Origin of the sequence: Paraburkholderia sp. RL17-337-BIB-A (assembly GCF_046025895.1) — a bacterium.
GTDB classification, from domain to species: domain Bacteria; phylum Pseudomonadota; class Gammaproteobacteria; order Burkholderiales; family Burkholderiaceae; genus Paraburkholderia; species Paraburkholderia fungorum_C.
The window spans coordinates 4,373,516-4,398,027 of the sequence record NZ_JARESY010000001.1 but is presented as its reverse complement, the minus strand read 5'-3'; the positions used below and the strand labels follow the sequence as shown (position 1 = coordinate 4,398,027).

The window sequence follows — 24,512 nt, the reverse complement described above, 5'->3', positions numbered from 1 at the left end:
CCATCGAGGAACGCGCACTTGAACATTCCCGCTCACGCTCCGCTGCATCTGCTGCATAGTGCCGCTACCGGTACGCTCGCAACCCACGCGCGTCAGCCGGAAGGTTTTCCTTATCCTTCGGTGCTGCCGTTTGCACCGGACCCGCAGCACCGCCCGACGATCCTCGTGAGCCGGCTCGCCGAGCATACGCACAACCTGCATGCCGACCAGCGCGCCGGCTTTCTCGTGGTGGACGCACCGGATGGCGACGTATTGAGCGGCCAGCGCGTTACCTTGCTCGGCATCTTCGAACAGGTCGATTCGAGCCCCGGCCTCGTGCAGCGCTATCTGCGCTATCACCCGGACGCGGAACGATACCTGGTGCTCGGCGATTTCACCTTCTGGACGATGAGACTCGAACGGCTGCGCTACATCGGCGGCTTCGGCGCGATGGGCTGGCTCGCGGGCGCCGAACTCGATCCATTGCCGTCACTCGGCGTCGAAGAAGAAAACGCACTGATTGAACACTTCGCCGCACATTCCTCCAGCACCAGAAGACTCGAATTGCTCGGCGTCGATCGATATGGTGCCGATCTGAAGGTGGACGGCGCGCGCACCCGTTTTGCCTTTGATGACGCCAAACTCAATACCGAAACCTTGCGTGAAACGCTCGAGGATTGCCTCCAGCGCCACACTAATTAAGTTTGGATTGCTGTTTCGGGAAAACACTCATGCCGCAATAACAATGCAGTGCAGGTGTCCTAATAGCCGCCGAGGTTTCATCTTGAAGCTTTCATGGGATGAGATGTTGGTGCCAGCTTTCTATCTTAAATTTCATTTTTTGATAGTTAATCTCATAATTACTGATCCGCGACCACGTTTTTCAGCAAAATACGAAATAGGCGTTGAAAGGGGTTCGGCGTAACATCGTACCTGCCTGAAATTTTTTGAAACGAATTGAGATTAATTTTACGAGAGCGCTTTTGTAGTCTTTCTATTTTGTGTTAATCTCGCCATCAAATTCCGAGGCATGAACACCTTCAAAGGGCAAGCTGGCTTAAGACCCGCAGTCATTTATCCAAACCACAAAGGGAACCTATGTCGTCCTACAAGGAACTACTCGCCCAGCGCGAGAAGCTCGAAAAGCAGATCGAAGAAGCAAAGTCGCGCGAATACGCAGAAGTGTTGAATGAGATCAAGCAGAAAATGGCCGATTACGGCATTTCGCTGACTGAACTCGGCGGTGGCCGTGGCGCCAAAGCTGCTAAGGCTGGTCGTCCGCGTGCAGGCGTCGCGCCGAAGTATCGTGACCCGGATAGCGGCAGCACGTGGTCGGGCCGCGGCAAGCCGCCGCGCTGGATCGCAGGTCTGGATCGCGAGAAGTTTCTGATCCAGAAGTAATACCAATAGGGGCAATCAGGGGCGCTGATAGCGCCCGCTGGTGTCAGAAAAAACCGCGTACCGTTCCAGGGCGCGGTTTTTTATTGTCTATACAAATTGTGGTGACGCTTTGCCGCACGCGCTCCATGAAACTGGAATGCGAATGCTTTTTGTTTCGATAAGCAGATGATTTAAAAGGATTTTTTGTGGTCTACCCGGCGTATATCGAGATGCGCCCGGTAGAATGCAGGCATTGAACTACTCACTTCGTTTCAGCAATGCCTTCGACCACCGCCGTCCAGTTTGCCGAGAAACACCGCGTCGCGCGCAAAAGTACCTTTGTCAGTATTGCGCTCAATACGGTGCTGATGACGCTGCAAATCGTCATCGGCCTGTTTGCCCATTCGCAGGCGTTGATCGCCGACGGTATCCATTCGTTAGCCGATCTGATTTCCGATTTTGTCGTGCTAATCGCTAATCGGCATAGCGGCGCCAAGCCCGATGCGGACCATAATTACGGACATAGCCGCTATGAAACGGTTGCTTCATTATTTTTAGGGGCGCTGCTGATTGTAGTTGGCGTCGGTATGTTGTGGCGCGCCGGCACGCGTCTCGCCGATCTGCACAGCATCCCCGCCATTCATATGAGCGCGCTCGCGGTCGCGGTGCTCGTGCTGGTTTGCAAAGAGAGCCTGTTTCGCTACATGCTGCGCGAAGCGCAACGCGTGCGCTCGGCAATGTTGATTGCGAACGCATGGCACGCACGCTCGGACGCCGCTTCGTCATTGGTGGTGGCGCTTGGCATTATCGGCAGCCTCGCGGGTGTGCGCCTGCTCGATCCCATTGCCGCGGCAATCGTCGGTTTCATGGTGGCGCGCATGGGCTGGATGTTCGGTTGGGACGCGCTGCAAGATCTATCCGACCGCGCGCTCGACGAAGCCGCCTCCGCCGATATGCGCGCGCTGCTGCTTGCGACGCCCGGCGTGCGCGACGTGCATGAAATGCGTACGCGCAAAATGGGTGACTTCGCGCTGGTCGATGCGCATATTCTGGTCGACCCGCAGATTTCGGTGTCGGAAGGGCACTACATCGCGGAATCGGCGCGCTTGCGCGTGCTGGCCGACAATCGCGTGCTCGACGCCCTGATCCACGTCGACCCGGAGAACGACGCGGTTGCGCGGCCGCCCGTCAATCTGCCGACCCGGGAGCGGATCGTTGCCGAAGTTGACGCGGCGTTCGCCGCTGGTGGCGCGAAGCCCGCCGCGGTCAATATTCACTACTTGAGTGTAGGACTCGATGTCGAAGTGGTCTTGCCGGCGGCGGCCTCGCTCGCTGCCGAAAGCGATGCGCAATGCCTTGCGCGCGTCGATCTGGCTGCGCTCAAGCGCCGTCTCGGCGCCCGCAAACTGAGTGTGCTGCGGGGATTGGACGCACTGTCGGACGAATCCGGCTCCGCCATGGAAGCAGGGAGCGGCATCGCTCGCGCGAAGGCAGCGGAACCGCATAGCGCCGGTTGACCGAACGTCCTGCGACGCGAACCGGCGACATGCGTTAGTCGACCGTCGCGAAGTCTCGACATCGTCGCAGCGGGGCGTCACTGCTTCTCAGTGTCACAGCGTTTCGGCGTCAAGGCACCTCGGCAAGGCCGCACAGCATCAAGGCAGCTCGCTTCAAGACATGCCGGCATCAAGGCATCAAGGCATCAAGGCGTCAAGGCATCAAGGCATCAAGGCATCAAGGCATCAAGGCGTCAAGGCATCAAGGCGTCAAGGCATCAAGGCGTCAAGGCATCAAGGCACCAAGGCACTCCGGCATTAAAGCATCCGGACTCAAAGCGCGCAGCCTCACAGCGGCAATTGCGTATCGAACTTGATTTCGCGCAGCACCACGCTCGTGCGCACCTGTGCGACGGCGGGAATCTTGAAGATGCGTTCGTGCAGAAAGCTATCGTACGCCTTGATGTCCGGTGCGACGATCTTGAGGATGTAGTCGGATTCGCCGGTCGTGCTGTAGCACTCGGTGACTTCCGGGCAGGTGGCGATCTCCTGCTCGAACTGTTCGACTCCGCCCTCGGTGTGGCGCGTGAGGTGGATATGCGCGAGTGCGCAGACATGCAACCCCAGCTTTTCGCGATCCAGCAACGCCGTGTAGCGCTGGATTACCCCCGATTGCTCCATATCCTTGATACGGCGCCAGCATGGGGTGCTCGACAGGCCGACCTGGTCGGAAATCTCTTGCACGGACCGGCGTGCGTCCAGCTGCAGCAAGCGCAGGATTTTTTGAGAGAACGTATCGAGTGTCAACTGCGCCTCCGTTGGCGTCGCCTTATCAACGCATGGTAGAGGGCGCGAAAACGAAACGCAATGTAAAACGGCTTCGACGAGGGAGATTACCTAATTTGCCGGTTCCTCAGTGGTGTTTTGTCCTGAGCCGTCCCTATCTTTACCGGCCACCAGCGTGGCTGCCTGAACGGCGCGCAGGTCCTTGAGCATGTTGCAGAACAGCGCGCCCTGTTCGATCGCGTCGTCCAGCGCGACATGCGTATGCGGATGTTCGTCGAACCAGTGCTTCGGAAAGCGTGGCTTGATGTTCTTGCGGTACGGCAGGCCGGTCAGTGCGAAGGCCAGCGTCTTGATATCGAGCGCCGACCACGAAAACGGGCAGCGGCCGACAAACCGCATCATGTACCAGAACATATAGGTGAAGTCGAAACCCGCCGGCATCGCCACGAACACCGGCTTGCCGGGCAATGCCTCGACCCATTCGACATAGGCTGTCAACGCGGCTTGCGGATCCCGCAAATCCTTGCGGCAGGCTTCCCATGCTTCGGGCTGCGTCTTCCACCACGCTTCCTGCACGGGATGCGGCCTGGCGCCGTCGAGCAATTCGAGATTCGCGGAGAAGGTGGCGATTAGCTGCTTGTCTTCCGTGTAGGCGGCGGAGGCGAAACTGAGCATCGAGTGCGGACCGGGGATCGGACCGTCTGCTTCGACATCGGTGCTCACATAGATTTCGCTGCTCATGCTTCTACCCCATCGGCGACATACGGATTGGTGCGACGCTCGGCGCCGAACGTCGAGGTGGGACCGTGGCCGGGAACGAAGGTGACGTCGTCGCCGAGCGGCCAGAGTTTTTCGCGAATCGCGCGCACCAGGTCGGCGTGATTGCCGCGCGGAAAATCCGTGCGTCCGATCGAACCGGCGAACAGCACATCGCCTACCAGCGCCAGCCGATGCGCGCGGCTGAAGAACACCACATGCCCCGGCGTGTGGCCGGGGCAATGATAGACCTCGAGCGTTTCGTCGCCGAACTTCACGGTCTCGCCGTCTTGCAGCCAGCGGTCCGGTTCGAATGCCTCGGCGGCAGGAAAGCCGAAGCGGGTGCTTTGATCCGGCAGCTTGTCAAGCCAGAAGCTTTCGTCGGGATGTGGGCCTTCGATCGGCACGCCGTAATGCGTGGCGAGCGTCTTCGCGCCGGCACAGTGATCGATGTGGCCATGCGTGAGGAACACTTTTTCGACCGTCACGTTCCGGCGCGCGATTTCGCCCTGGATGACATCCAGGTCGCCGCCCGGATCGACGACGGCCGCGCGTCCAGTGGCCTCGCAAACGAGCAGCGAACTGTTTTGCTGGAACGGCGTGACGGGGATCAAAGTGACTTTCATGGCTGAGGGCGCCGCTGGAAAAACGTTGATTGTACCGGCGTCTCGTCGACGCTCGTTGAGGGCGCTGAGGCCCCACTGCAGCGGGCTTTCGGCCGCCCATTTTTGCAGCAGGCGTGAAAATTCATCAAGGTTTTCAGTCGCTTGCCATCCCAAAAATTTCTTTTAGGTATAATGCGTTTCATGCACAAGGAATTGTGCATGCCACAAGGCGATGCGTCCCCATCAAAAATGGGCACGCGGATCGCCACTCAAGTATGGGCTGTCGCAGTTGTGGGCGGCCATCAGGTATCGATGCGTTCGATGCACACGTCTTACCCAGCCAGGCGCCGCGCGCCTGCAACGGACTTAAATGCCGTGACGCTGGGTGGGGCCTACGCCGCCGTTCCTGTGCGCTGAGTTCCGCGCGCAAGAACGTGTTTGCCACGTTCGATGGCGGCATGTGGGGTCTGGTCAGGCTGCCGGGGACAGGTTGCGCCAGACGTGAAAATTAACCGTGCGGTAGCGGCTGGGTGAGCCGCGTCCGGGCTTTGACGTACTGCGCTCGTCTGCGCGGCGCGTGGTTGCCCATTGCCGCCGGAGTCGCAGGCAACACGCTCAACTTTTCGCGTGATGCGGCTCGACAATTTGATTGCACGTCTTATGAAAACTCGGTTATCCCGTGGTCTGGGGACTCTTTTTGCCTTTTTTGTGCTGGCCGGTTGCGCCACGCCTCCGGGGGCTAGCAACATCTCCGCAAGCGACGCGCCACTCAGTACGAAGAATGTGCAGGCAGGCTCCTTCGGCCCACAAGCTTTTGGCAGCGCGCCGGCCTCCGACGCAGCCGCCGGGAGCACGCCGCTGGCCGACGCCAAGCCGATCACTGATGACGGTTCGGGTATTTCGGACTTTGAGCAGACCGGCCGCGCCTCGTGGTACGGCCGAGGCTTCCACGGCCGCCGCACCGCCAACGGCGAGCGTTACGACATGCACGCGATGACTGCGGCGCATCGTACGTTGCCGCTCGGCTCGTATGTGCGCGTGACCAATCCGGCCACGTCGCGCTCGGTTATCGTGCGCATCAACGACCGTGGCCCGTATGCGCGTGGCCGCGTGATCGACCTCTCAATGGCCGCTGCAAGCGCGCTCGACATGCGCCATGCCGGTACCGCGCGCGTCAAAATCGAAGGATTGACGCCGCAGGAAGCACGCGCTGAGCTTAACGAAACGCTGGCGTCGAACTCGGGTTCGAGCGTAGAGAAGTGAGGTAACGGCCGCGGGCGCGCTTGAGGCGCGTGCGCGACGCCGGGCTGCACGGAGGCAACGCATACCGTGTTCGCTGAAAGATGAAGGGCCGCATCGTGAACTGCACCCCAAAAGTTGGACACCCGTCCAGCCGTTGGGGTGTTTTTCATGGCGCGGCCCTTTTTTGCTCATCCAGGGTGACTAGACGCAGCCGCGCATTCCTTGCGGTCGCAGCCAGAATGCGCGATATGTGGAGGCGCAGGTGCCGATCACCGCGGCGGCGGACATCGGCGTGATGAAGTGCGCCGTGGACTAGCGCGTGCGGCGCAGCGCAGGCGTCGCGATTCAGCATGATCGGATCACAGGCTTGTAGCTTGCGCTGCGAGCCCAATCAGTTGGCTGACATCCCTCTACCCGTGGCAAGGCGGCGTACAGGGAGCGCATGCGCCGCTGCTGCACTGAGTGCCTGCGCGGCGCTCGCCCGCTTTATTCCTCGTCTTTCTTCAGCGCCAAAGCGCGCGTATACAGCGCGTTGCGCGAAGCGCCGGTGAGAGTCGCCGCAACTTTCGCCGCGCTGCTCACCGTCAACTCTTCCAGCAGGATGGCCAGCAACGCGTCGTGATCGTGTTCGCCTGCGGCCTCCGGCTGCGCGCCTTCCACCACCAGGACGAATTCACCGCGTTGCCGGTTCGGATCGGCGGCGAGCCACGTTGGCCCTTCGGCCAGGGTGCCGCGGTGCAGCGCTTCATGTAACTTCGTCAATTCGCGTGCGATTAGCAGTTTGCGCTCGCCGCCGAATGCGTCGGCCAATGCCTGCACCGTTTCGACGATCCGGTGTGGCGCTTCGTAGAACACCATCGCGTGCGGATGGCTCGCGAGCGGCTGCAATGCCGCGGCGCGTGCTTTTGCCTTCGGCGGCAGGAAGCCCAGAAACGAGAACGTCGCGACCCAGTCACCGGCTGCGCTCAACGCGGTCGCCAGCGCGCTGGCACCGGGCAGCGGAATGACTGCAAAACCGGCTTCGCGCACCGCGTCGACGAGTTTCGCGCCGGGGTCCGAGATGCCGGGCGTGCCCGCATCGGATACGTAGGCCACGCGTTCGCCCGCTTGCAGATGTTCGATCAGGCGCAGCGCCGCAGCCCGCTCGTTGTGTTGATGAACCGCGACGAGCGGCTTCGAGATGCCATAGCGCGCGAGCAATTGGCCTGTGTTGCGCGTGTCTTCGGCGGCGATCCGGTCCACCAGTCCGAGCACGTGCAACGCGCGCAGCGTCACGTCGGCGATGTTGCCGATTGGCGTGGCCACCACATACAGCGCGGCGGCAGGGTACTGCTGCCCTTGCGCGAGTTCGGAGAGAGGAGTCATGAGGCAGAAGACGCAGACAGACAGAACGAGGCCGCCATTGTGCCACGCAGCGGCGTGCGAACCGGCTGGCGGCCACGTCACGGTGAGTGCGCGGGCAGGTGCTACTGCGGCAGCACGGGCAAGCGCGCCGGTGAATACGGCGAGTAGCGTGGCGGCGAACCCACCCGCCAGCCCGCACAACTTTTCGAGAGCAGTCGGGTCCAAACTCGTCGGCGCGGCTTTCGAGGCGCGTGCGATGGAATTTTTGCAGCGGCAGCGTTTGCGTTTCGTCGCGCGCAATGTGCTGTGCCGGGGCGGTGAGATCGATCTGGTGATGCGCGAGCGTGACGGCGCGCTGGTGTTCGTCGAAGTGCGAGCGCGTGCACAGAAGCATTTTGGCGGCGCGGCAGCGAGCATCGGGTGGCAGAAGAAGCAGCGCATCGTGCGGGCCGCGCGGCATTATCTGGCAACCCGCAGCAGGCATTCGCATGATGAGCCTGCGTGCCGTTTCGACGTGATCGCGTTCGAAGCGGGCCGGCTCGTGTGGCTGCGCGATGCATTTCGCGCCGACGAAGTCTGACGCAGGGCGCGGAGACGCCCGTGAGTGCGATAAACTTGCGCTCGCGTGCGGGCCTCGTGAACCACGCCGGCATATAGGACGCAGTAAGGAAGCAGCGCATTTCGCGATGTATTTTGCGCGCTCGCACTGCATTGCCGGCATGGTTCAGCGGAGCCGCACGATCTTGCAATACGTCTTCACAACACGGCCGCGCACTGCGGTTCACTCGCGGTAGAAATAGAGACTCGATGTCAGTCGAACGCATTCAACAACACTTCCGCGACAGTGCGGCAGTCAAACTCGAAGCCCTCGAAACCCTGTCGATGCCGATCGCCGCTGCGATCGACACGATGTTCGCCGCGCTCGCCAACGGCAGTCGCATTCTGGCGTGTGGCAATGGCGGCTCGGCGGCCGACGCGCAACATTTCGCGGCCGAACTGATCGGCCGCTTCGAGCGTGAGCGCCCGGGTTTGCCGGCGATCGCGCTGACCACCGATACGTCCGTGCTCACCGCCATCGCCAACGACTACTCGTTCGAGCAGATCTATTCAAAGCAGGTGTGGGCCCTCGGTCAACCGGGCGATGTGCTGCTCGCCATCACCACGTCCGGCAACTCCGCCAATGTGCTGGCCGCGGTCGAAGCCGCGCATGAGCGTGAAATGATCGTGGTCGCGCTGAGCGGCAAGGGCGGCGGCCGTATGCAGGACGTACTGAGCGATACCGATATCCACATTTGCGTGCCGTCCGACCGCACTGCGCGTATTCAGGAAGTGCATTTGCTGACCATCCATTGTCTGTGCGACGGCATCGATGCCATGTTGCTGGGCGAAGACTGAGACTGATTCCGAAGGAGAGCTAGTTGATGAGCGTATTCCGCGTCAAGAAGACACTGGTGAGAACCGTGCTGGTGGTCGGGTTCGCGGCGGGACTGTCCGCGACATTGCAGGGCTGCTTTCTCGCCGTTGCCGGCGCGGCGGGCGGCGGCGCGCTGGTGGCGACCGACCGCCGCACGCTCGGCGCGCAGACCGAGGATCGCGAGTTGCAGGTTAAGGCGTTGTCGCAGATCAGCCAGAACCTGCCCGACAACGCGCACGTCAACGTGGCGGTGTTCAATCGCCGCGTGCTGCTGACCGGCGAAGTGGCGGGTGACGTGTCGAAGCAGCGCGCGGAGAGCATCGTGCGTGGCTTGAACAACGTCAACACAATCGTCAACGAACTGGCGATCATGCCGGCCAGCTCGTTCTCATCGCGCACGAATGACACTTACCTCGAGACGCGCGTGAAGACCGCGTTGATCGCCGAGAAGAACATTTCGGCGAACAACTTCAAGGTCGTGGCCGAGCGTGGCTCGGTGTATCTGATGGGTCTCGTCACGATGGACGAAGGCAATCGTGGCGCCGACGTCGCGAGCCGTGTGCCGGGCGTGGTGCAGGTCGTGAAGGTGTTCCAGTACATCCAGCCGCAGGAAGCAGCGGCGGCTGCCGCGGCAGCGGCGACCGCACCGGTTGCCGCGCCGCAGCCGGACGCGAACGAGCCGACCGTGGGTGCGATTCCCGATTCGTCGGTGAGTTCGCGTCCGCTCGAACAGCAGCCGCCGGCGCCGGTGACCAATTCGAATTCGGTGCATCCGGGTAATCCGAAGGCGACTTCGCCATGAAGCGGGGCGTTGCTTTCGTTGCCGCGATGTTGACGGTTGGCGCGTGGACGGGTGCGTTTGCATCTTCCGCGCGTGCGGCCGATGCGCCGCGCGGTCAGATCGTTGCCAGCTCGAATGCCTGCATGGGGTGTCATGCGGTGGACCGCAAACTGGTCGGCCCGTCGTTCCTGCAGATTGCCGCCAGATACAAAGGCGATGCGCAAGCGCCAGCAAAATTGGCGCGTAAGGTGAAGGATGGCGGCTCCGGCGTGTGGGGCATGATTCCGATGCCGGCGCATCAATCGATGAGCGATGCGGACATCCGCACGGTGGTGGATTGGGTGCTGGCCGGCGCGCCATCGAAGTGATGTTTTGACGCCGGTTTTTGCCACCTCGTGGGCTTGGCAAAACAGAAAATGCTTGTGCTAGAATTGTTTGCACGTTGGGGGGGTAGCTCAGCTGGGAGAGCGTCGCGTTCGCAATGCGAAGGTCGGGAGTTCGATCCTCCTCCTCTCCACCATAAAGATTCCTAGGTGCGCAAAAGTTTCACCGAAAAACCCCGCCGGGCTTAGCTTCGCGGGGTTTTTTGTTGCCAGCATTGCCCAAGTTTGCACAGTGACAGCCGGGGGTAGGTGGGGGTATATTCAGGGGTATGCATGCTACCCCTTGAGGCGATACCCCCATGGCGCTTACTGATATCACTGTCAAGAATGCGAAGCCAGCGAACAAGCCACTTAAGCTGTTCGATGGGGGCGGCATGTTCCTGCTCGTGACTCCCGCCGGGCAAAAGTACTGGCGGCTTAAGTTCAGGGTCGTCGGCAAAGAAAAACTGTTGTCGCTGGGCGTTTACCCGGAAGTTAGCCTGAAAGAGGCGCGCGCCCGCCGGGACGATGCACGGAAGCTCCTGAGCAATGGCGTCGATCCGGGCATCGAGCGCAAAGTGCAAAAGGCCGCGACTTTGGACCGCGCCGCCAACAGTTTTGAAGTGGTCGCCCGAGAGTGGTTCGCAAAGCATTCGACAGGCTGGGCCGCTAGCCACGCCGAAAAAGTCATGGCTCGCCTCGCGAAGGACATCTTTCCATGGCTTGGGGGAAGGCCCATCGCTGACATAAAGGCCCGCGAGCTGCTAACGGTCATACGCCGCATCGAGGAGCGCGGAGCGCGGGATACGGCCCATCGGGCATTGCAAAACTGCGGGCAAGTATTTCGTTATGCCGTTGCGACCGGAAGGGCGGAGCGCGATCCTTCCGGCGATCTGCGAGGGGCATTGCCGCCTCTCAAACATGAGCATTTCGCAGCGTTTACCGAACCGGCTAAAGTTGCTGAGATGCTTCGAGCGTTTGATGCGTTCGCCGGGACGTTCGTCGTGAAATGCGCGCTCAAACTTGCCCCGTTGCTGTTCGTGCGGCCCGGTGAGTTACGGCAAGCGAAATGGTCGGAATTCAACTTGGACCGTGCCGAATGGCGGTACACCGTTAGCAAAACGAAGACCGAACACCTTGTGCCGCTCGCTACCCAGGCCGTCGCGATTCTTCGCGAACTGCATGCTCTTACGGGCCTTCGGGAATATGTATTTCCAGGGCGCGATCCCAAAAAGGCGATGAGCGAAGCGGCGGTAAACGCGGCGTTGCGTCGGATGGGCTTCGACACGAAGACAGAAATCACCGGTCACGGCTTCCGGGCGATGGCGCGAACAATCCTGCATGAGCAGCTTCGTTTTCCCGCTGAGGTAATCGAGCATCAGCTCGCTCACAAGGTAGCTGATTCGCTGGGCACCGCATACAACCGGACGAAGTTTATTGTCGACCGTATCAAGATGATGCAGGCGTGGGCGGATTACTTGGACGCGCTTCGAAACGACACCAACGTCGTGCCGATCGGTGGACCCAAGGCGGCGTAGCTTGTGCGCGATCCATCGGAAGGTTACAGCCGCACAGACCTTAATAAACGCGACTTCCGGCGAAAGGCTTTCACGGCCGGCAGTCACTACCTTCCCGGTTGAAGGCAATTTGCAGGTGAGCGCAGCATAAGCGACCGCGACGAGGGGCGGGGCCCCCCCCCCTCTCACGGTTGACGCGGGGCGCGTCAATGCAATGCCGTGGACACTTCCGAAAAAATTGAAAAATTTTGGTTCTCTCGCGCGTACCCATGGCGCCAAAAAAATGGTGCCGCTATACCGTTACGCCACGTCGCTTCGCTTCGGTTCAGCCACGACTTTCTCAATATGGCTGCCACATTGATCCCGCGCCGGACCGCCGTGCTGATTATTACGTCAAAGACGGTTCGCTCCCAAAACCAGGACCAATATTCATCGCCCTGTAGATACTCGGAGTCGACATGGCATGTATGGCAAAGGATGTGGAGGTTTGCTACCGAGTCCAGGCCGCCATCTTCGCGCCGGTGGATATGAGCACGCTCGGGCTTGTAGGGGTAACTCATTCCGCAAGCAAAGCAAAGCTCGGGTTCAAGAAACTCCACGGCAGAATCGAATCCCTTGCGTTCGTAAAATCCTGGGACTTGCACCCAGTACGAGCGGATTGCGTTGTGCGAAGGCATCCGACGGCCCCCCTGTCCATTTTTTGCCTCTCATACTGACGTTTTCCGCGTGGCAAGAAACGTTGGCTGCAACCAAGCTATCGTGAAAGCACACTACAGCTAGTCGGGTGCGCAGCGAATCACGCGAGCCCGGTCGTAACTTGACGAAATTTTCAGACACCTTAGGATGCCTGACATACATTGGTATGCATTGCTATTCATTGTGATATTATAGTCCCCGTCGCCACAACACCGGGCGCGTGATGGAAAGAAGCTGCTCCGCTCTCTATCATTGCGCCGGGGCGAAGTCACAGTATCCCATCGTAGACAGTCGAGACAGAAAAGAAAGGAGCGGTCAAAACCAACTCGACTAAGGATTTCTATGACGACAAAGCCATCATTACGAGCATCCGCTCGTGCTTCGTTCGCCGATACGACGAACGCTCAACCTGCCAGCCTGCAAAAAAATGGCCTGGTGCGCTTTAATCAGATTGCTCCATTTCTTCCGTTTGGCAGGGAAACGTGGCGCCAGCGTGTTAGAGACGGTCGCGCTCCTCAGCCTATTCGGCTGACCGATCGATGCACAGTCTGGCGTGCTGAGGACGTCCACGCGTGGTTCGCGGATCCGCTCAATTACCGAGCCGGGGAGGCGGTATGAGTGAGTTTCCTACGACTACTCGGGCGGAGAAGGGCCGTCGACCTTGGGCCGCCATCGAATACGCCACGTATCGCGAACTCACGCGGCTCGCCGACGACGATATACGACAGGCGATCATATGTGTTGCGTCCGAGTATCCTGCTTTAAGCCGTGCGGGGTGGGGCCATCTCACAGCCCCTCCGCTCGAATCTGTTGCGACTGACGCAGCATTCCAGGACGAGGTCCGCCGATCGCTGCAGTTCATCCGCGCCGAGGTGACGCCGCAAGAAGCGGCAAACAGCGCGGCAAATTCCGCCCGCCTAACTCGGCTTGCAAGAAATTGGTGCGCGCAGAACAAGCAGGAAGCCGGTGTGTCTCACGGCGCAGTGATCGCCGCCGCGATAATCGCGGGTTACCTTCCGGTGCGTTACCCAGGCAGCGGTCTCAGTTGCGCTTTCAACATGCATTTCGGAATGGGCATTTGGTCCCTAGACGCCGAGGCTTGCGCACTGATCGATAGCGTGGCGGAAGAGTTCGCCTTCGCCTTCTCAGGCACCCTATAAAACCGTAAGAAAGAGCCCCCGCCGGCGGCGGGGCTCTCATCTCTTATCGCGGAACATGAAAAATGATATGTACTCCGAATCAAAAAACTAGCGTCGATGACGCCACGGTTCGCCGGTTTGTTGAGCTTGCGTTGGTCGGCGGCGGTCGGCTGATGCTCCTTCATATCGACGAGAAGGGCGGCGCACCGCAAGCCCGTACCTTCACTGTTCCGGCGGAAATGGCCGCTTTGATCGATTGGGTGAGCTTCTACAACGCGAAACGCCGAAATATTTATTGGCTGCCGAACGATACGCGAGAAACCAGTCATAAGCCGAAAAAGGCAGATATGACGGCTGCGCGCTTCCTTTGGGTCGACTGCGATCCTGATATCTCTCGATTTGGCGAATATGGCGCAGCTCGCGCGCACCTGATCGGCGAGCATGCTGCAGTGCTCGGTGAGCTCGCTACGTTTCTCATCGATTCAGGCAACGGCCTGCAAGGGTTCTTCCGGCTCGCTCAGCCAGTTGCGCTTCCCGAGCAGCAAGACGTATACGAAGACGCAAACCGCGCCATTGGTGCGACGTTCGCCGGTCCTGGCGTCTTTAACACCGACCGAATCATGCGTGTACCAGGAACCCTAAATTGGCCCAACCCGGCGAAACTGAAAAAGGGGTATCCGCCGGAGCCGAGCATGAGTCGCATTATCAGCATGACAGAGCGGACCTTTACTGTCGACGAGCTCACGAACCTTGCCACTGAGCACCGCAACCCGATGGCTCGCGTGAACTTCGGATACCCTGTCGCGGCCGGCGGAGATGCTGAAACTGGGGAAATTGGTGCGTCGCGCCGTTTTTTCGATCTGCTGAAATCTGATCCAGTGTTACGAGCCCGCTGGGAGGGTGATACAACAGGATTGAGCGATACGAGCGGAAGTGGCATGGATATGTCTATGTACTCCATGCTCGTGAAGCGTTGCTTCGCGCACGACGAAATTCGCGCCATCATGGCGGAGTGGCCGCACGGCGGCGGCGGTAGGCAACAAGGCGATCGTTACTGGGAGCGCATGCGCAACAACGCCAATGCGGTTCCGGGCGTGGTAACTGACGGTGAATCAGACGATCAAGCCACACAGCGGCTGGCGGCGCTTGGGCCGATGGACTACGACCGCGTTCGTAAAACAGAGGCTCGGCGGATGGGTGTGCAAGTTTCGACACTCGACCGAATGGTCGCGGCGGCGCGTGGCGAAGGCGTTGCGGACGCCTCAGGCCCGTTTCCAAAGGTAGAGCCATGGGCCGATCCCGTAGACGGTGCCGCGCTTCTCGACGAGATCACAACGACAGTGCTGCGCTTTATCGTGTGCGGCGTTGCGACTGCGCGTGCCGCCGCTCTCTGGATCACCATGACTTGGCTAATGGATTCCGTAGATGTCGCGCCCATCGCAGCGATCACAGCGCCAGAGAAGCGGTGCGGCAAATCGCAAATGTTGTCTGTGATGGCGCGACTATCTCGCAACTCACTCGCTGCCAGCAATATCACGCCTGCAGCGCTGTTTCGGTCCATTGAAGCGTGGAAGCCCACACTCATGATCGACGAGGCGGACGCCTTCATGCGTGACAACGAAGAGTTGCGCGGCTTGCTGAACTGCGGTCACACGCGCGACAGTGCGTATGTCGTCCGCACCGTGGGCGACGAGCATACGCCGAAGCAGTTTTTTGTGTGGGGGGCGAAGGCCATCGCCGGTATTGGGCATCTTTCCGACACTTTGATGGATCGCTCCATTACGCTTGAATTGCGTCGCAGATTACCTCACGAGACCGTAGACAAGCTGCGCCATGCCGAATCAGAACTGTTCGATACACTGCGTTCAAAATTAGCCCGTTGGGCTGATGACAACGCGGATGCCGTACGGCGCGCTCGCCCTTTGTTGCCGAAAGCGCTGCACGATCGCGCTGCCGACAATTGGGAGCCGTTGCTTCAGATCGCCCATGTCGCGGGCGGCGCATGGGCCGAACTAGGCGCGGCGGCCGCAACTGCGTTGTCGGGCAGTGCCGAGCCGTCAGCGAGCGCAGGTGCCGAATTGTTGAGTGACATCCAGGAGCTGTTTGCCGTAGAGCGTAAAGCTAGGCTTTTCTCCGCCGACTTGCTGGTTGGCTTATGCCGCGACGAGGAGAAGCAGTGGGCAACATGGAATCGGGGGCGTTGCATGACGCCGCGCCAGTTGGCACGAAAATTAGAAAGTTATGGCATCAAAAGCGCGCAGATCCGCATTGGGCACGAAACGAGGAAGGGCTATCGTCTTGAGCAGTTTGCGGACGTTTTTACCCGGTATCTATCGTTGCCTCCGACGAACGCTTTTCCGAAGGATGTCGGGCAAATGTCGAATGATGCGTTGTCCGACCGCTTCGGCCTGATGTGACGCGCGGCTAATTCTTCCGTTCGCCAGCTTGCTGTTTCTGCCGAAACGCTGAAACAACCCAATACCCGCGTGCATTCCGGCGTTTCGAATAAGAACGGTGTTTCGAAACACCCGCCGCAAGCGAAACGCCGCAATCCTTGGTGCATATGGTTTGTTTCGTTGTTTCGGACATGATACGAGTGCCGATGGCGGAGATTTCCGTGGCAACCCTCCGGATGCAATGGGTGTATGCAAGCGTGCGACTTTCAAGAGGAAATGCGATGCCATCGAAAAATGCCGAGCGGTTGAAACAATACAAGTCCCGCTTACGAGCGGCCGGATTCAAGCGCGTTTCGGTTTGGGTCTGCTCGGACCTGGCACAGATGATCGCCGCCGAGCGCTTGCCAGCCGAATGCGGCGGCCGGACCCTGGAGCGGCTACTTTTGGGCGAGGCGGCAAGAAGGCCCGAATACTGGACAGCGGCGGAAAGGGCGACTCGCAAGCGTGCCAACAGTTACCTGCTACGCGCGCGCCCGTAAGTGCGGAAACAATTTCATTTGTCGTGCGGGAGCACCTCATCTCTACGGCGATCGGCGACCCCGCGCACTTTTGCAAAGTCTTCTCTGCTCTATTGAGAGCGCGACGTCAACAGACCTCGCGAAAGCGCCCTCAACAGATTCTCTCTTTTCGGAAAGCTTTTTTTCGGTCTCGCATCTCCCGCGCTTGGGCACGACCTTCCGGCGAGCGCAGTTCGACGAGGTGGCGGAACAGCCCAAACCGGCTCGGAAGTGGGTCACGTCTGCCAAGACGGAGGTAATCTCTCGATGTAGCAAGCTCACAGCCGGCGAACAGAAGAGGGTGACGGCCCGATGGTCTCGGGTGCACGTGGTTTTTTTGCTATACCCGATTGCGGCTTGCTTTACAATCTGCCGGCTACCGGCAGCATCTGGACACAGACGAGCAGATGCTGATACGCCACAGACCTCAGCAGATCCCCAGATGTCAAAACTTGCAAACGAAACAGAAACAGTAATAAAGCGCATCCTGCCGTACTTGCAGCGGCGAGGGTATGACATCGCCACTGACTTGCACTTCGAGACGGCCGCGACTTCGGCAGTGCGCTATGAGGCCGGGTACGTTGATATCCTGGTGTGGCCGAATGACAAGACCTACCCGAAGGGCAAACCCGCTTTCCTGATTGAAGCAAAGCGAATCGCCAAAAAGCTGTCTGATCATGACAAGAAACAGGCGCTAACATATGCGCGCGCCGATGGCTACGACGTGCCGTTCGTCGTCGTGTGCAACGGAACCGAAATTCGTTCTTACAACGCGAAGAACGGAGATCCTATCCTTTGGAACGGAAAGCTGTCTTCCAAAATTCCTTCCAAGTCGCAGCTTAAAGCAGTTTTGAAGGATTTTAAGGCCGAGCCAGAAGCGGTGCGGATTGCGTTGCCCGGAGAAGATGGTCCGTTGGACGGGTCGTCTGCGCTTCCGTTTCGCCCTAGTCTGCCGTTGCGTCAACTGAACGCGCTGTTCTCTCGCTGCCACGACGCAATTCGCAAAAACGAAAAGGACGAGAATCACGTTTTTGACGACTTTTCGAAGCTTCTATTTTTGAAGCTCCTTGAGGAGAAAGCGGACACCGAGCCAGATTTCGAGTTGCCATACACCTTTACGTTTCACGAGTTGGCGGCGCTGCCAGAGGTAAAGGCCGATCAGGTTCAAAGCGCTATCATGGACATGATCAACAAGATCCGAAGCCACAAGTCGTATGGCGAGGTGCTCACGAATCCGATTCACCTGAAAGTTGCGAAGACTTTCTCTTACCTTGTTCGGCAACTTGCGGCAGTGTCATTTACGGACAGCACGACCGACTCAAAGGGCGCAGCTTTTGAATATTTTGTTCGTGCCACCCTGAAGGGCAAGAAGCTTGGTCAATACTTCACGCCGCGTCCGCTAGTCGGACTGATGTCGGCGATAATTGGACAGGAAAAGATCGTTAATGCTCTTCTGTCAGGTGGCGATGGTCCGAAGGTTCTAGATCCGGCGTGCGGAACGGGCGGCTTTCTCGTTTACCTGATGGGTGACAGCTTGCGCATCCTCAATAAAAAGCTGGAAGACCGCGCGATAAGTACCGCAGTACACCGCGAACTTGTGAAAAAGATAAAGCAGAAGGTGTTCTTTGGATCCGACGCCAACGAAGGCGTGGCATGTGCCGCGAAGATGAACATGATCGTCGCTGGCGACGGTCATTCAAACGTTAAGGCGGAGAACAGCCTTGCCGTTTCCGCCGGAAATTGGTCCATCAAAAACCCCGACTGTGATTTCATCTTAACGAACCCGCCGTTTGGTACGTCCGAAAGCGGAGCCCTGTCGGCTGCCGATTTGGGCCAGTTTGAAGTGCAGACGGTTAAAGGCCAACTCCTTTTTCTGCAGAAGATGGTGTTGTCCACCCGCCCGGGCGGCGAGATCTGCACGGTTATCGATGAAGGGGTGTTGAACACGGATACAGCCGCACCGATTCGGAAGTGGCTGCTCAGTAAGGCGAAATTGCTTGCGGTCGTTCATTTGCCAGACGAGACTTTCCGCCCGAATAAGATCAACGTCCGTTCCAGCGTGCTTTACCTGCAGCGCATGACCCCGGAAGAGGAGGAGATCGCCGATGGCATCGAATATCCGATCGCCTTTTGCGACATCGCGACTTTCGGGATGGACGGTTCAGGCGATATCGCTCGCAACTTTGATCTCGATACTCTGCTGGAGCAGGTTGGGAAAAATCTGCTCCGAAATGGCCATTCCCGGAAGGGCGAGCACTGGACGGTATTCGACATAGCGGCAGGGAAGGTGCGCGATGACAAGGCATCCCGCTTCGACGTGAAATACTGGCGTCCCGGCGTTACGCACGCGATGAAGGAAATCGTAGTTGCCGGCGGCATGACCATCAAGGAGCTGAACAAGATTCCTACGTCGCGTGGCTCTAGCCCGAGCGCGGACACCTATGTCGACGCCGAAGATGGATATGCACTTGTCATAAAAGCGGGAAGTAACATTTCCAAGTTCGGGGAGTTGGTGGTCGATGGTGACTACATCGAGAAAAGTTTGTTCGACGAGTATGCGGAGAAAGCGGATACGCAAGGGAAGAACCTGAATCTTATAAAAGCGGGTGACGTTCTCGTTTCGTCTACCGGCGACGGTACCCTTGGCAAGTGCTGCGTATATCGCCCGGCTGTCGATACGACGACCGGCGAAACCTTACCCAAAGCCGCGATTGGAGAAACCCACGTCGCGATTATCCGAGTTAACCCGAAAGTCATTTGGCCTGAGTACCTGTGTGACTATCTGCGGGTGGGATTCGGTGCGCAGCAGATCGACCGTTTGTACACCGGGTCTACGGGCATGATCGAGCTAACGCCCGCCGCATTAGACGAAGTTGTTGTCAATCTCCTATCGGGTGTCGCCGAGCAAAAGCGATTTTCGAAGGCGCTTCGCGCTGGCGAGTCGAAGGCCCGCGCTACCTCCGACGAGGCTGCTGCAGAACTGAAATCTGCCTTTGATGCATTCCAAGCCGGAACGGCGGCCAAGTCGTAGATCGGGTGGAGGCACACAAGCATTTAGCCCGGTCGTTGCGACCGGGCTGTCTTTGTGGTGATCGACCAAACCGCTGCGGAACGGCGCGATCAGCATCTTGGGCAAGCCAAAGCGATAAACGCGTTCGCCAGATCGTTTTGAGCACGAAGGCTTTCGGCGGATCGCGTTGAAGTTGGATCTAATCTGATGTCCGATGTGAAAGCCTCGCCGCCAACACAATTTTTCCGATGTGGCAAAGGCTCCTAGTACTTTTCGGCAGAGGATGCGCTGCGAACGCATGAAACGGTGAATCCTTGGGCTAGCAAGATCGGTCGGGGGTATGTTTGGGGGTATATCGCAGCGATATAATCGATTCCGCCTTTATGGGCAATGGATTCGGCGATTAGTTCGATAGTCCTCCTCCCACCAAGAGGATTCTGTTTCAACGCAAAAACCGGCTACGCGCCGGTTTTTGTGTTTCAGGCATCGGTTTTTTACACTGTGCTTGGCGGTCTCTTTCGCTGCCGAACTGAGCGTCACCCATAGGCGACGCGTCATCAGAAAAACTCCGATCAGAACTTATCCCACCCGTCATCCGCAGCCGCGGCCGCAGTAGCAAGCGCAGCAACCGGCGCCACAGCAGTAGCCCGCACAACACGCCTGGCAGGAACAGCAACCGCAACCTCGCGCCGCGGCGCCTCACGCCGGGCAGGAGTGACCACTACCGCAGGCGCCGCCACTACCGCAGCCGCCCCCTCCTTCACCTGAAAAAACGCCACCGCCTGATTCAGTTGTTCGCCCTGGTCTTCCATCGATCGCGAAGCCGCCGCTGCCTCTTCCACCAAAGCCGCATTCTGCTGCGTGACGTTGTCCATCTGGGTAATCGCGAGATTGACCTGCTCGATCCCTCGGCTTTGTTCCGTAAGCGCCTCGCTTGGACCGTTCGGGTTTTTCTGGACGACGCGATGTGAAGCGGGACATGCTATCTCCTTTGGGTATTTTGCGTTACCCGGTAACGAATTCAGACATATCGTTACCGGGTAACAACGACGAGGAGAAACCGATGGCGCAAACAACAGCGGAGCGGCAGGCCGCCTTCCGGGCAAGGCGGGCGACAGCTGGAAACGATGGCAACGGGGAGCGGCGGCTTGATATGTGGGTGACCACTGAAGCCGATCTCGCGCTCGCACGGCTGGCACGCCGTTACTCGGTAACGAAGCGTGAGATGCTGGAGCGGCTGGTAGTGCGGGCCGACGCGGCTATCGTGCGCAGGCTCGATCCGGACTCCGCAGAATGGGATACCTACTTCCAGGTTCGACGGTAGCCCTTCAGCGTTACCGGGTAACGGACCGCTGTCCCAGGTGCAGTCGGCTACTGGCTCAGCGCGTGTGAGCCGTTCCGGGCGATCGGGGCGTGCTGTCCACCGCTGTTGTTCAACCGGTCGGAACCGCAGGTTGGGGCGGATTTTGCAGGTGTGCGGCAACGCGCCAGGGCAGCAATTCGTCGACGCGGTTGATCGGGTGATCGGCGATGCAGGTCAGCACATGGCACAGGTAAGCACGCGGATCGACGCCATTGAGTTTGCACGTGGCGATCAGCGAGTACATCGCCGCTGCCCGCTCACCGCCGCTGTCAGAGCCGGCGAACATGAAGTTTTTTCTGCAATGCAATTATGTGCATTGTCGGAATAATGCGCAGTTGCAAATTATGCGGAGTTACTCATTGTCGAAGAGTGCCATGCGAGTCGCCGACGCGATCCGCAGGGATTCGCGGTTCGGCGAGCTACGCATAATTACAGCGACTCAAGGAACTGGAGGATGCGGTCCGGTGGTCGATAGCGACGGTTCTTCACTTCCGGTGGCTGAATCCTGCTCAGCGCTCGCTGCTTCATCGTCAGATCGGCTTCCATATAGCAGTGTGTTGTCGATGGGCTTTCGTGTCCCAGCCACAAGGCGATGACCGAGAGGTCGACGCCTGATTGAAGTAGATGCATGGCAGTCGCGTGACGAACCAGGTGCGGAGAAACACGCCGTTTGGCGAGTTGCGGACATTGGTCCTTCGCGCGCGTTACGGCAATTCTCATTCGATCGGCGACATTGGAGCGTGTCATCGCGTTTCCCGATCGATTTGGAAAGAGCCTCTGACTTGATGCATCCTGGATCTGCGGCAACCACCCCTTGATGAGCCTGGCCGTGGATCGCCATAAAGGCACCGTTCGTTCCTTGCGTCCTTTGCCAAGAATATGAACGAAGGGTGATGTACCCAGCACGACATCACTGACGCGTAGTGCCAGCATCTCCGAGACGCGCGCCCCCGTGTTATACATCGTTGCCAGCAGAACCCTGTCGCGTTGACCCGACCAGGTGTCCGGGTCAGGCGCCGTCAACAGTTGCTGAATCTCTTCGCGTGACAGGAATCCGACCATAGGTTTATCGCACCGCTTCATCGGCACGGAGAGTGCGCGCTGTATAACGGCCAACGACGCGACGTCACGGTGTGCCGCGTACTTCAAGAACGAGCGCAACGCTGCGAGTCGAACGTTGCGGGTCCGCGTGCTGTTGCGCCGCTCAACCTCGAGATGCCGCAGAAACGCCAAGATCAGCGGCGCATCCATGTCCGACAGCTTCAGATCAGTTGGGCACCTGGCAAGGCGATCCGATGCGAACTGAAGAAACAGACGAAACGAATCGCGGTAGCTCGATATCGTCTCCGGGCTCACCGCACGTTGCTGCATCAACCGTTCGACGAAGAAGTCCTGCAGGAGCGTCGCGAAGGAAGGAACTAGGCAGGCTTTAGTCATGACGTACCCCTTCGGCAAAGCACGCAAATTTCCGGCTCACGATTTCCATGAGATCGGGAACCGCAGTCAGATACCAGTAGGTATCGCTCGGCTTCACGTGCCCCAGATATGTCGACAGCGCAATCATCCGGTTGTCGACGTTCACGCCGTCCTGATACCACTTGAGGATGCACCGGCACACGAACGTGTGGCGAAGATCATGGATTCGAGGCAACGCGTGGTCACCCCGAGAAGTCCACGCGAGTTGCTCGCGAAGCCGACCGAACACCCAGTGCACCGTTCGGGCCTGCAACTTCCTGCCATCAAGATTCACAAAGAACGAATCGCACGGCTCTGCGGCGACGACCAGCGCACGGCGAGCAGCGTAACGCTTCATGGCCAGAGTTACGGTAGGATGCATCGGAATAAGGCGCGACTTGTGAAACTTCGTCTCGCGCACCGTGAGCGTGCCCTCAGCAAGATTCACGTCGTCTCGAGAGAGATTGATGGCTTCCGAGATACGCAAGCCGGTTGCCGCAATCAAACCAAACAGCGCTTCATATGTAAGCGGTATGATCGAACCGACGGGTAACATCGCCGCCGACGCCGTGAGGAGTTCGCCGAGTTCCTGCTCCGTGTAGATGTGCGGCGCCAGACGACGATGGGCCCGCCCGCACAAGTCGCGTCGCGGAACAACCGTATCGGGATAGAACTGCCTGAGGTACTTCGCGAAGGGGCGCACTACCTCGATCCGACGCGCCCAGGTAATGGACCTTTGGCTCGGTGTCGAGTGTGCCCAAGCAAGGGCCAGACTTTCGGTGATCGGACCGCGATCGTGCGCCGTATCCGCGAAGCGGGCGAAGTTCATCAGCACCTGCCCCGAGATCGCAAGGTCGAAGCCGAGACAGCGTCGCTCTGCGAGATACGTTTCCACCAGCGATACCATTGTGTGTGCCGATTTGACGGGACGCTTCATGATTTGCTCCCCGGCCAGGGAAGCGCCACGGCCTCCAGGCTTCGCAGGTCGATCTTCGTGTAGATCGCGGTGGTGTCGATGCTCTGATGGTGCAATACGTCAGCCACTTCCTTCAACGACGAGCCGGAACGAAGCAGCCGTCGGGCCACGCTGTGCCTCAGAAGATGGGTTCCAGATTGTTCAGTCCAGCCGCAGCGAACATATGCGGCATGCACGGCCTGATGGACGCGCCCGGTTCCCAACGGAACGTCGGCGGGTGCGTAATGCCGGACAAAGACAGCACGGGAGGTCGTCGTCTTCCTTCGGGCTAACCGGATATAGTCGGCGATCGCACGACCTGTTGGCTCGGGCAACGGAATGACGTAGCCCCGTCGCGATTTGGTGCGACGGATTTGCAGCGTGCCTTCGCGCCAGTTTAAATCGTCGAGTTGGATTTGCACGACTTCCGCAGCCCGCAACCCAAGATCAGCCAGACAGCGCGCCACTGCGTAATCACGTAAGCTGGACGCAGTCGCGCGATCGAAGGAGTTCAGGAACTGCTCAATCGCTGCATCCGAAAGCGTTTCAGGCAGCGCCGCCAACCTCCATCCAGCCACGTTCGGTACTGCCGCGATCAGCTCTTCGACCTGGTCGTTATATTGCATGGTCCTGAATCGCAGATAACTGCGCAACGTCACGCCCGCTACGTGAGCGGCTCCAGCATTGCACCCGTCAGGGTAGCGCGTAACGAAACGACGGATATCCCGAATCGTTAGCTGCTCCATGTCGATGTGTTTGCGACCAAAGCGCTGACGCAAGAAATCGCGAATGATTCGACCACGCTGATATCGCGTGCATTCGGCTAGGCCGCAAACGTCCTTGAGGTGGTCAGTAAAGCGACACACCTCCTGTTGCACCGAATCCGGTTCTGCCTGCAGAAACCGAGGGACACCGCACGCGCCCAACACGACCAGCAAATGCCGAAGTGCAGCACTCACGTCTGTCCGACACCTCGGAATCGGATCTGGGCAGGTACATCGCCGCAAATGGTCGTTCACGAACCTGCAGACAAGTCGATCGTCGACACTTGCTACGGCTATACGGTGCGTTGTAAGCCAATACGCAAAGTGCGCGGCGCACCTCACGTAGCGGTTGACGGTGCCGGCCGCGTAGCCGGTATCAACGAGATATTCGCAGTAGCGCTCTGCGAAAGGAGAAAGGACGCTGCGCCACAACCACGCCTGAGGCTGCGGTCGAAGAGGAACCAAGCCGATCATGATGATTCTCCTGAATGGGTAACAACCCAAACAGGAAAGCA

The 24,512-nt window shown here is 59.1% G+C and carries 21 protein-coding genes, 1 tRNA gene and 2 pseudogenes; 15 read left to right on the top strand and 9 right to left on the bottom strand.

The window, feature by feature from the left end:
* Positions 1-18: 18 nt before the first annotated feature.
* From P0D84_RS19640 to P0D84_RS19630, 3 genes are all read left to right on the top strand, one after another.
* On the top strand, positions 19-681 hold the full coding sequence (locus P0D84_RS19640) for a HugZ family pyridoxamine 5'-phosphate oxidase (protein WP_408339088.1): 663 nt from the start codon (positions 19-21) through the stop codon (positions 679-681).
* A 396-nt stretch (positions 682-1,077) separates the two neighbouring features.
* Positions 1,078-1,380, top strand: a complete 303-nt coding sequence (locus P0D84_RS19635; RefSeq protein ID WP_054037926.1) for an H-NS histone family protein — start codon at positions 1,078-1,080, stop codon at positions 1,378-1,380.
* Between the two features lie 257 nt (positions 1,381-1,637).
* Positions 1,638-2,876: a cation diffusion facilitator family transporter gene (locus tag P0D84_RS19630; protein ID WP_408339086.1), complete on the top strand. Its 1,239-nt coding sequence runs from the start codon at positions 1,638-1,640 to the stop codon at positions 2,874-2,876.
* Between the two features lie 327 nt (positions 2,877-3,203).
* On the opposite strand, the gene P0D84_RS19625 is transcribed toward P0D84_RS19630, so the two are convergent.
* From P0D84_RS19625 to P0D84_RS19615, 3 genes are all read right to left on the bottom strand, one after another.
* On the bottom strand, positions 3,204-3,662 hold the full coding sequence (locus P0D84_RS19625) for an Lrp/AsnC family transcriptional regulator (protein WP_408339084.1): 459 nt from the start codon (positions 3,660-3,662) through the stop codon (positions 3,204-3,206).
* 90 nt (positions 3,663-3,752) lie between these two features.
* Positions 3,753-4,382, bottom strand: a complete 630-nt coding sequence (locus P0D84_RS19620) for a 3'-5' exonuclease family protein (protein WP_408339082.1) — start codon at positions 4,380-4,382, stop codon at positions 3,753-3,755.
* Positions 4,379-5,023 (bottom strand): MBL fold metallo-hydrolase, encoded by a 645-nt coding sequence (locus P0D84_RS19615; RefSeq protein WP_408339080.1) that lies wholly within the window; start codon positions 5,021-5,023, stop codon positions 4,379-4,381. Before P0D84_RS19615 ends, P0D84_RS19620 begins: the two co-directional genes overlap by 4 nt.
* A gap of 639 nt (positions 5,024-5,662) precedes the next feature.
* Here P0D84_RS19615 and P0D84_RS19610 point away from each other — a divergent pair.
* Positions 5,663-6,265, top strand: a complete 603-nt coding sequence (locus P0D84_RS19610; RefSeq protein WP_408339078.1) for a septal ring lytic transglycosylase RlpA family protein — start codon at positions 5,663-5,665, stop codon at positions 6,263-6,265.
* A gap of 465 nt (positions 6,266-6,730) precedes the next feature.
* Here P0D84_RS19610 and rsmI read toward each other — a convergent pair whose 3' ends face one another.
* A complete protein-coding gene (gene rsmI, locus P0D84_RS19605) occupies positions 6,731-7,609 on the bottom strand; it encodes a 16S rRNA (cytidine(1402)-2'-O)-methyltransferase (protein ID WP_408339076.1) in 879 nt (292 codons plus the stop codon).
* On the opposite strand from rsmI, the gene P0D84_RS19600 reads away from it, so the two are divergent.
* From P0D84_RS19600 to P0D84_RS19555, 10 genes are all read left to right on the top strand, one after another.
* Positions 7,608-8,168, top strand: coding sequence for a YraN family protein (locus tag P0D84_RS19600; protein ID WP_408339075.1), 561 nt, complete (start codon positions 7,608-7,610; stop codon positions 8,166-8,168). The two genes, rsmI and P0D84_RS19600, sit on opposite strands and share 2 nt — an antisense overlap.
* Before the next feature lie 227 nt (positions 8,169-8,395).
* Positions 8,396-8,983 carry a phosphoheptose isomerase gene (locus tag P0D84_RS19595; protein ID WP_408339073.1) on the top strand — a complete coding sequence of 196 codons (588 nt, stop codon included), beginning with the start codon at positions 8,396-8,398 and terminating at the stop codon, positions 8,981-8,983.
* A 26-nt stretch (positions 8,984-9,009) separates the two neighbouring features.
* Positions 9,010-9,804, top strand: coding sequence for a BON domain-containing protein (locus P0D84_RS19590; protein ID WP_408339071.1), 795 nt, complete (start codon positions 9,010-9,012; stop codon positions 9,802-9,804).
* Positions 9,801-10,151 (top strand): c-type cytochrome, encoded by a 351-nt coding sequence (locus P0D84_RS19585; protein WP_408339069.1) that lies wholly within the window; start codon positions 9,801-9,803, stop codon positions 10,149-10,151. Before P0D84_RS19590 ends, P0D84_RS19585 begins: the two co-directional genes overlap by 4 nt.
* Positions 10,152-10,227: 76 nt before the next feature.
* A tRNA-Ala gene (locus P0D84_RS19580) sits at positions 10,228-10,303 on the top strand.
* A 162-nt stretch (positions 10,304-10,465) separates the two neighbouring features.
* Complete coding sequence (locus tag P0D84_RS19575) at positions 10,466-11,683, top strand: tyrosine-type recombinase/integrase (RefSeq protein WP_408339067.1); 1,218 nt, start codon at positions 10,466-10,468, stop codon at positions 11,681-11,683.
* A 1,289-nt stretch (positions 11,684-12,972) separates the two neighbouring features.
* On the top strand, positions 12,973-13,518 hold the full coding sequence (locus tag P0D84_RS19570; RefSeq protein WP_408339065.1) for a hypothetical protein: 546 nt from the start codon (positions 12,973-12,975) through the stop codon (positions 13,516-13,518).
* Between the two features lie 62 nt (positions 13,519-13,580).
* Entirely contained in the window at positions 13,581-15,914 is a 2,334-nt protein-coding gene (locus P0D84_RS19565) for a DUF3631 domain-containing protein (protein WP_408339063.1), read from the top strand.
* A 185-nt stretch (positions 15,915-16,099) separates the two neighbouring features.
* Positions 16,100-16,432, top strand: coding sequence for a hypothetical protein (locus P0D84_RS19560; protein WP_408339061.1), 333 nt, complete (start codon positions 16,100-16,102; stop codon positions 16,430-16,432).
* Positions 16,433-16,892: 460 nt separating this feature from the next.
* Entirely contained in the window at positions 16,893-19,481 is a 2,589-nt protein-coding gene (locus P0D84_RS19555) for an N-6 DNA methylase (RefSeq protein ID WP_408339059.1), read from the top strand.
* A gap of 551 nt (positions 19,482-20,032) precedes the next feature.
* On the opposite strand, the pseudogene P0D84_RS19550 reads toward P0D84_RS19555, so the two are convergent.
* Positions 20,033-20,389, bottom strand: a pseudogene (locus P0D84_RS19550) (methyl-accepting chemotaxis protein); the annotation flags it as partial.
* A 134-nt stretch (positions 20,390-20,523) separates the two neighbouring features.
* On the opposite strand from P0D84_RS19550, the gene P0D84_RS19545 reads away from it, so the two are divergent.
* Positions 20,524-20,784 (top strand): hypothetical protein, encoded by a 261-nt coding sequence (locus P0D84_RS19545; protein ID WP_408337159.1) that lies wholly within the window; start codon positions 20,524-20,526, stop codon positions 20,782-20,784.
* 109 nt (positions 20,785-20,893) lie between these two features.
* Here P0D84_RS19545 and P0D84_RS19540 read toward each other — a convergent pair.
* From P0D84_RS19540 to P0D84_RS19525, 4 genes and pseudogenes are all read right to left on the bottom strand, one after another.
* A pseudogene (locus tag P0D84_RS19540) lies at positions 20,894-21,121 on the bottom strand (transposase domain-containing protein); the annotation flags it as partial.
* A gap of 131 nt (positions 21,122-21,252) precedes the next feature.
* Positions 21,253-22,260, bottom strand: a complete 1,008-nt coding sequence (locus P0D84_RS19535) for a tyrosine-type recombinase/integrase (protein ID WP_408339057.1) — start codon at positions 22,258-22,260, stop codon at positions 21,253-21,255.
* Positions 22,253-23,215, bottom strand: a complete 963-nt coding sequence (locus P0D84_RS19530) for a tyrosine-type recombinase/integrase (protein WP_408339055.1) — start codon at positions 23,213-23,215, stop codon at positions 22,253-22,255. Before P0D84_RS19530 ends, P0D84_RS19535 begins: the two co-directional genes overlap by 8 nt.
* Complete coding sequence (locus P0D84_RS19525; protein WP_408339053.1) at positions 23,212-24,192, bottom strand: tyrosine-type recombinase/integrase; 981 nt, start codon at positions 24,190-24,192, stop codon at positions 23,212-23,214. Before P0D84_RS19525 ends, P0D84_RS19530 begins: the two co-directional genes overlap by 4 nt.
* Positions 24,193-24,512 lie beyond the last annotated feature (320 nt).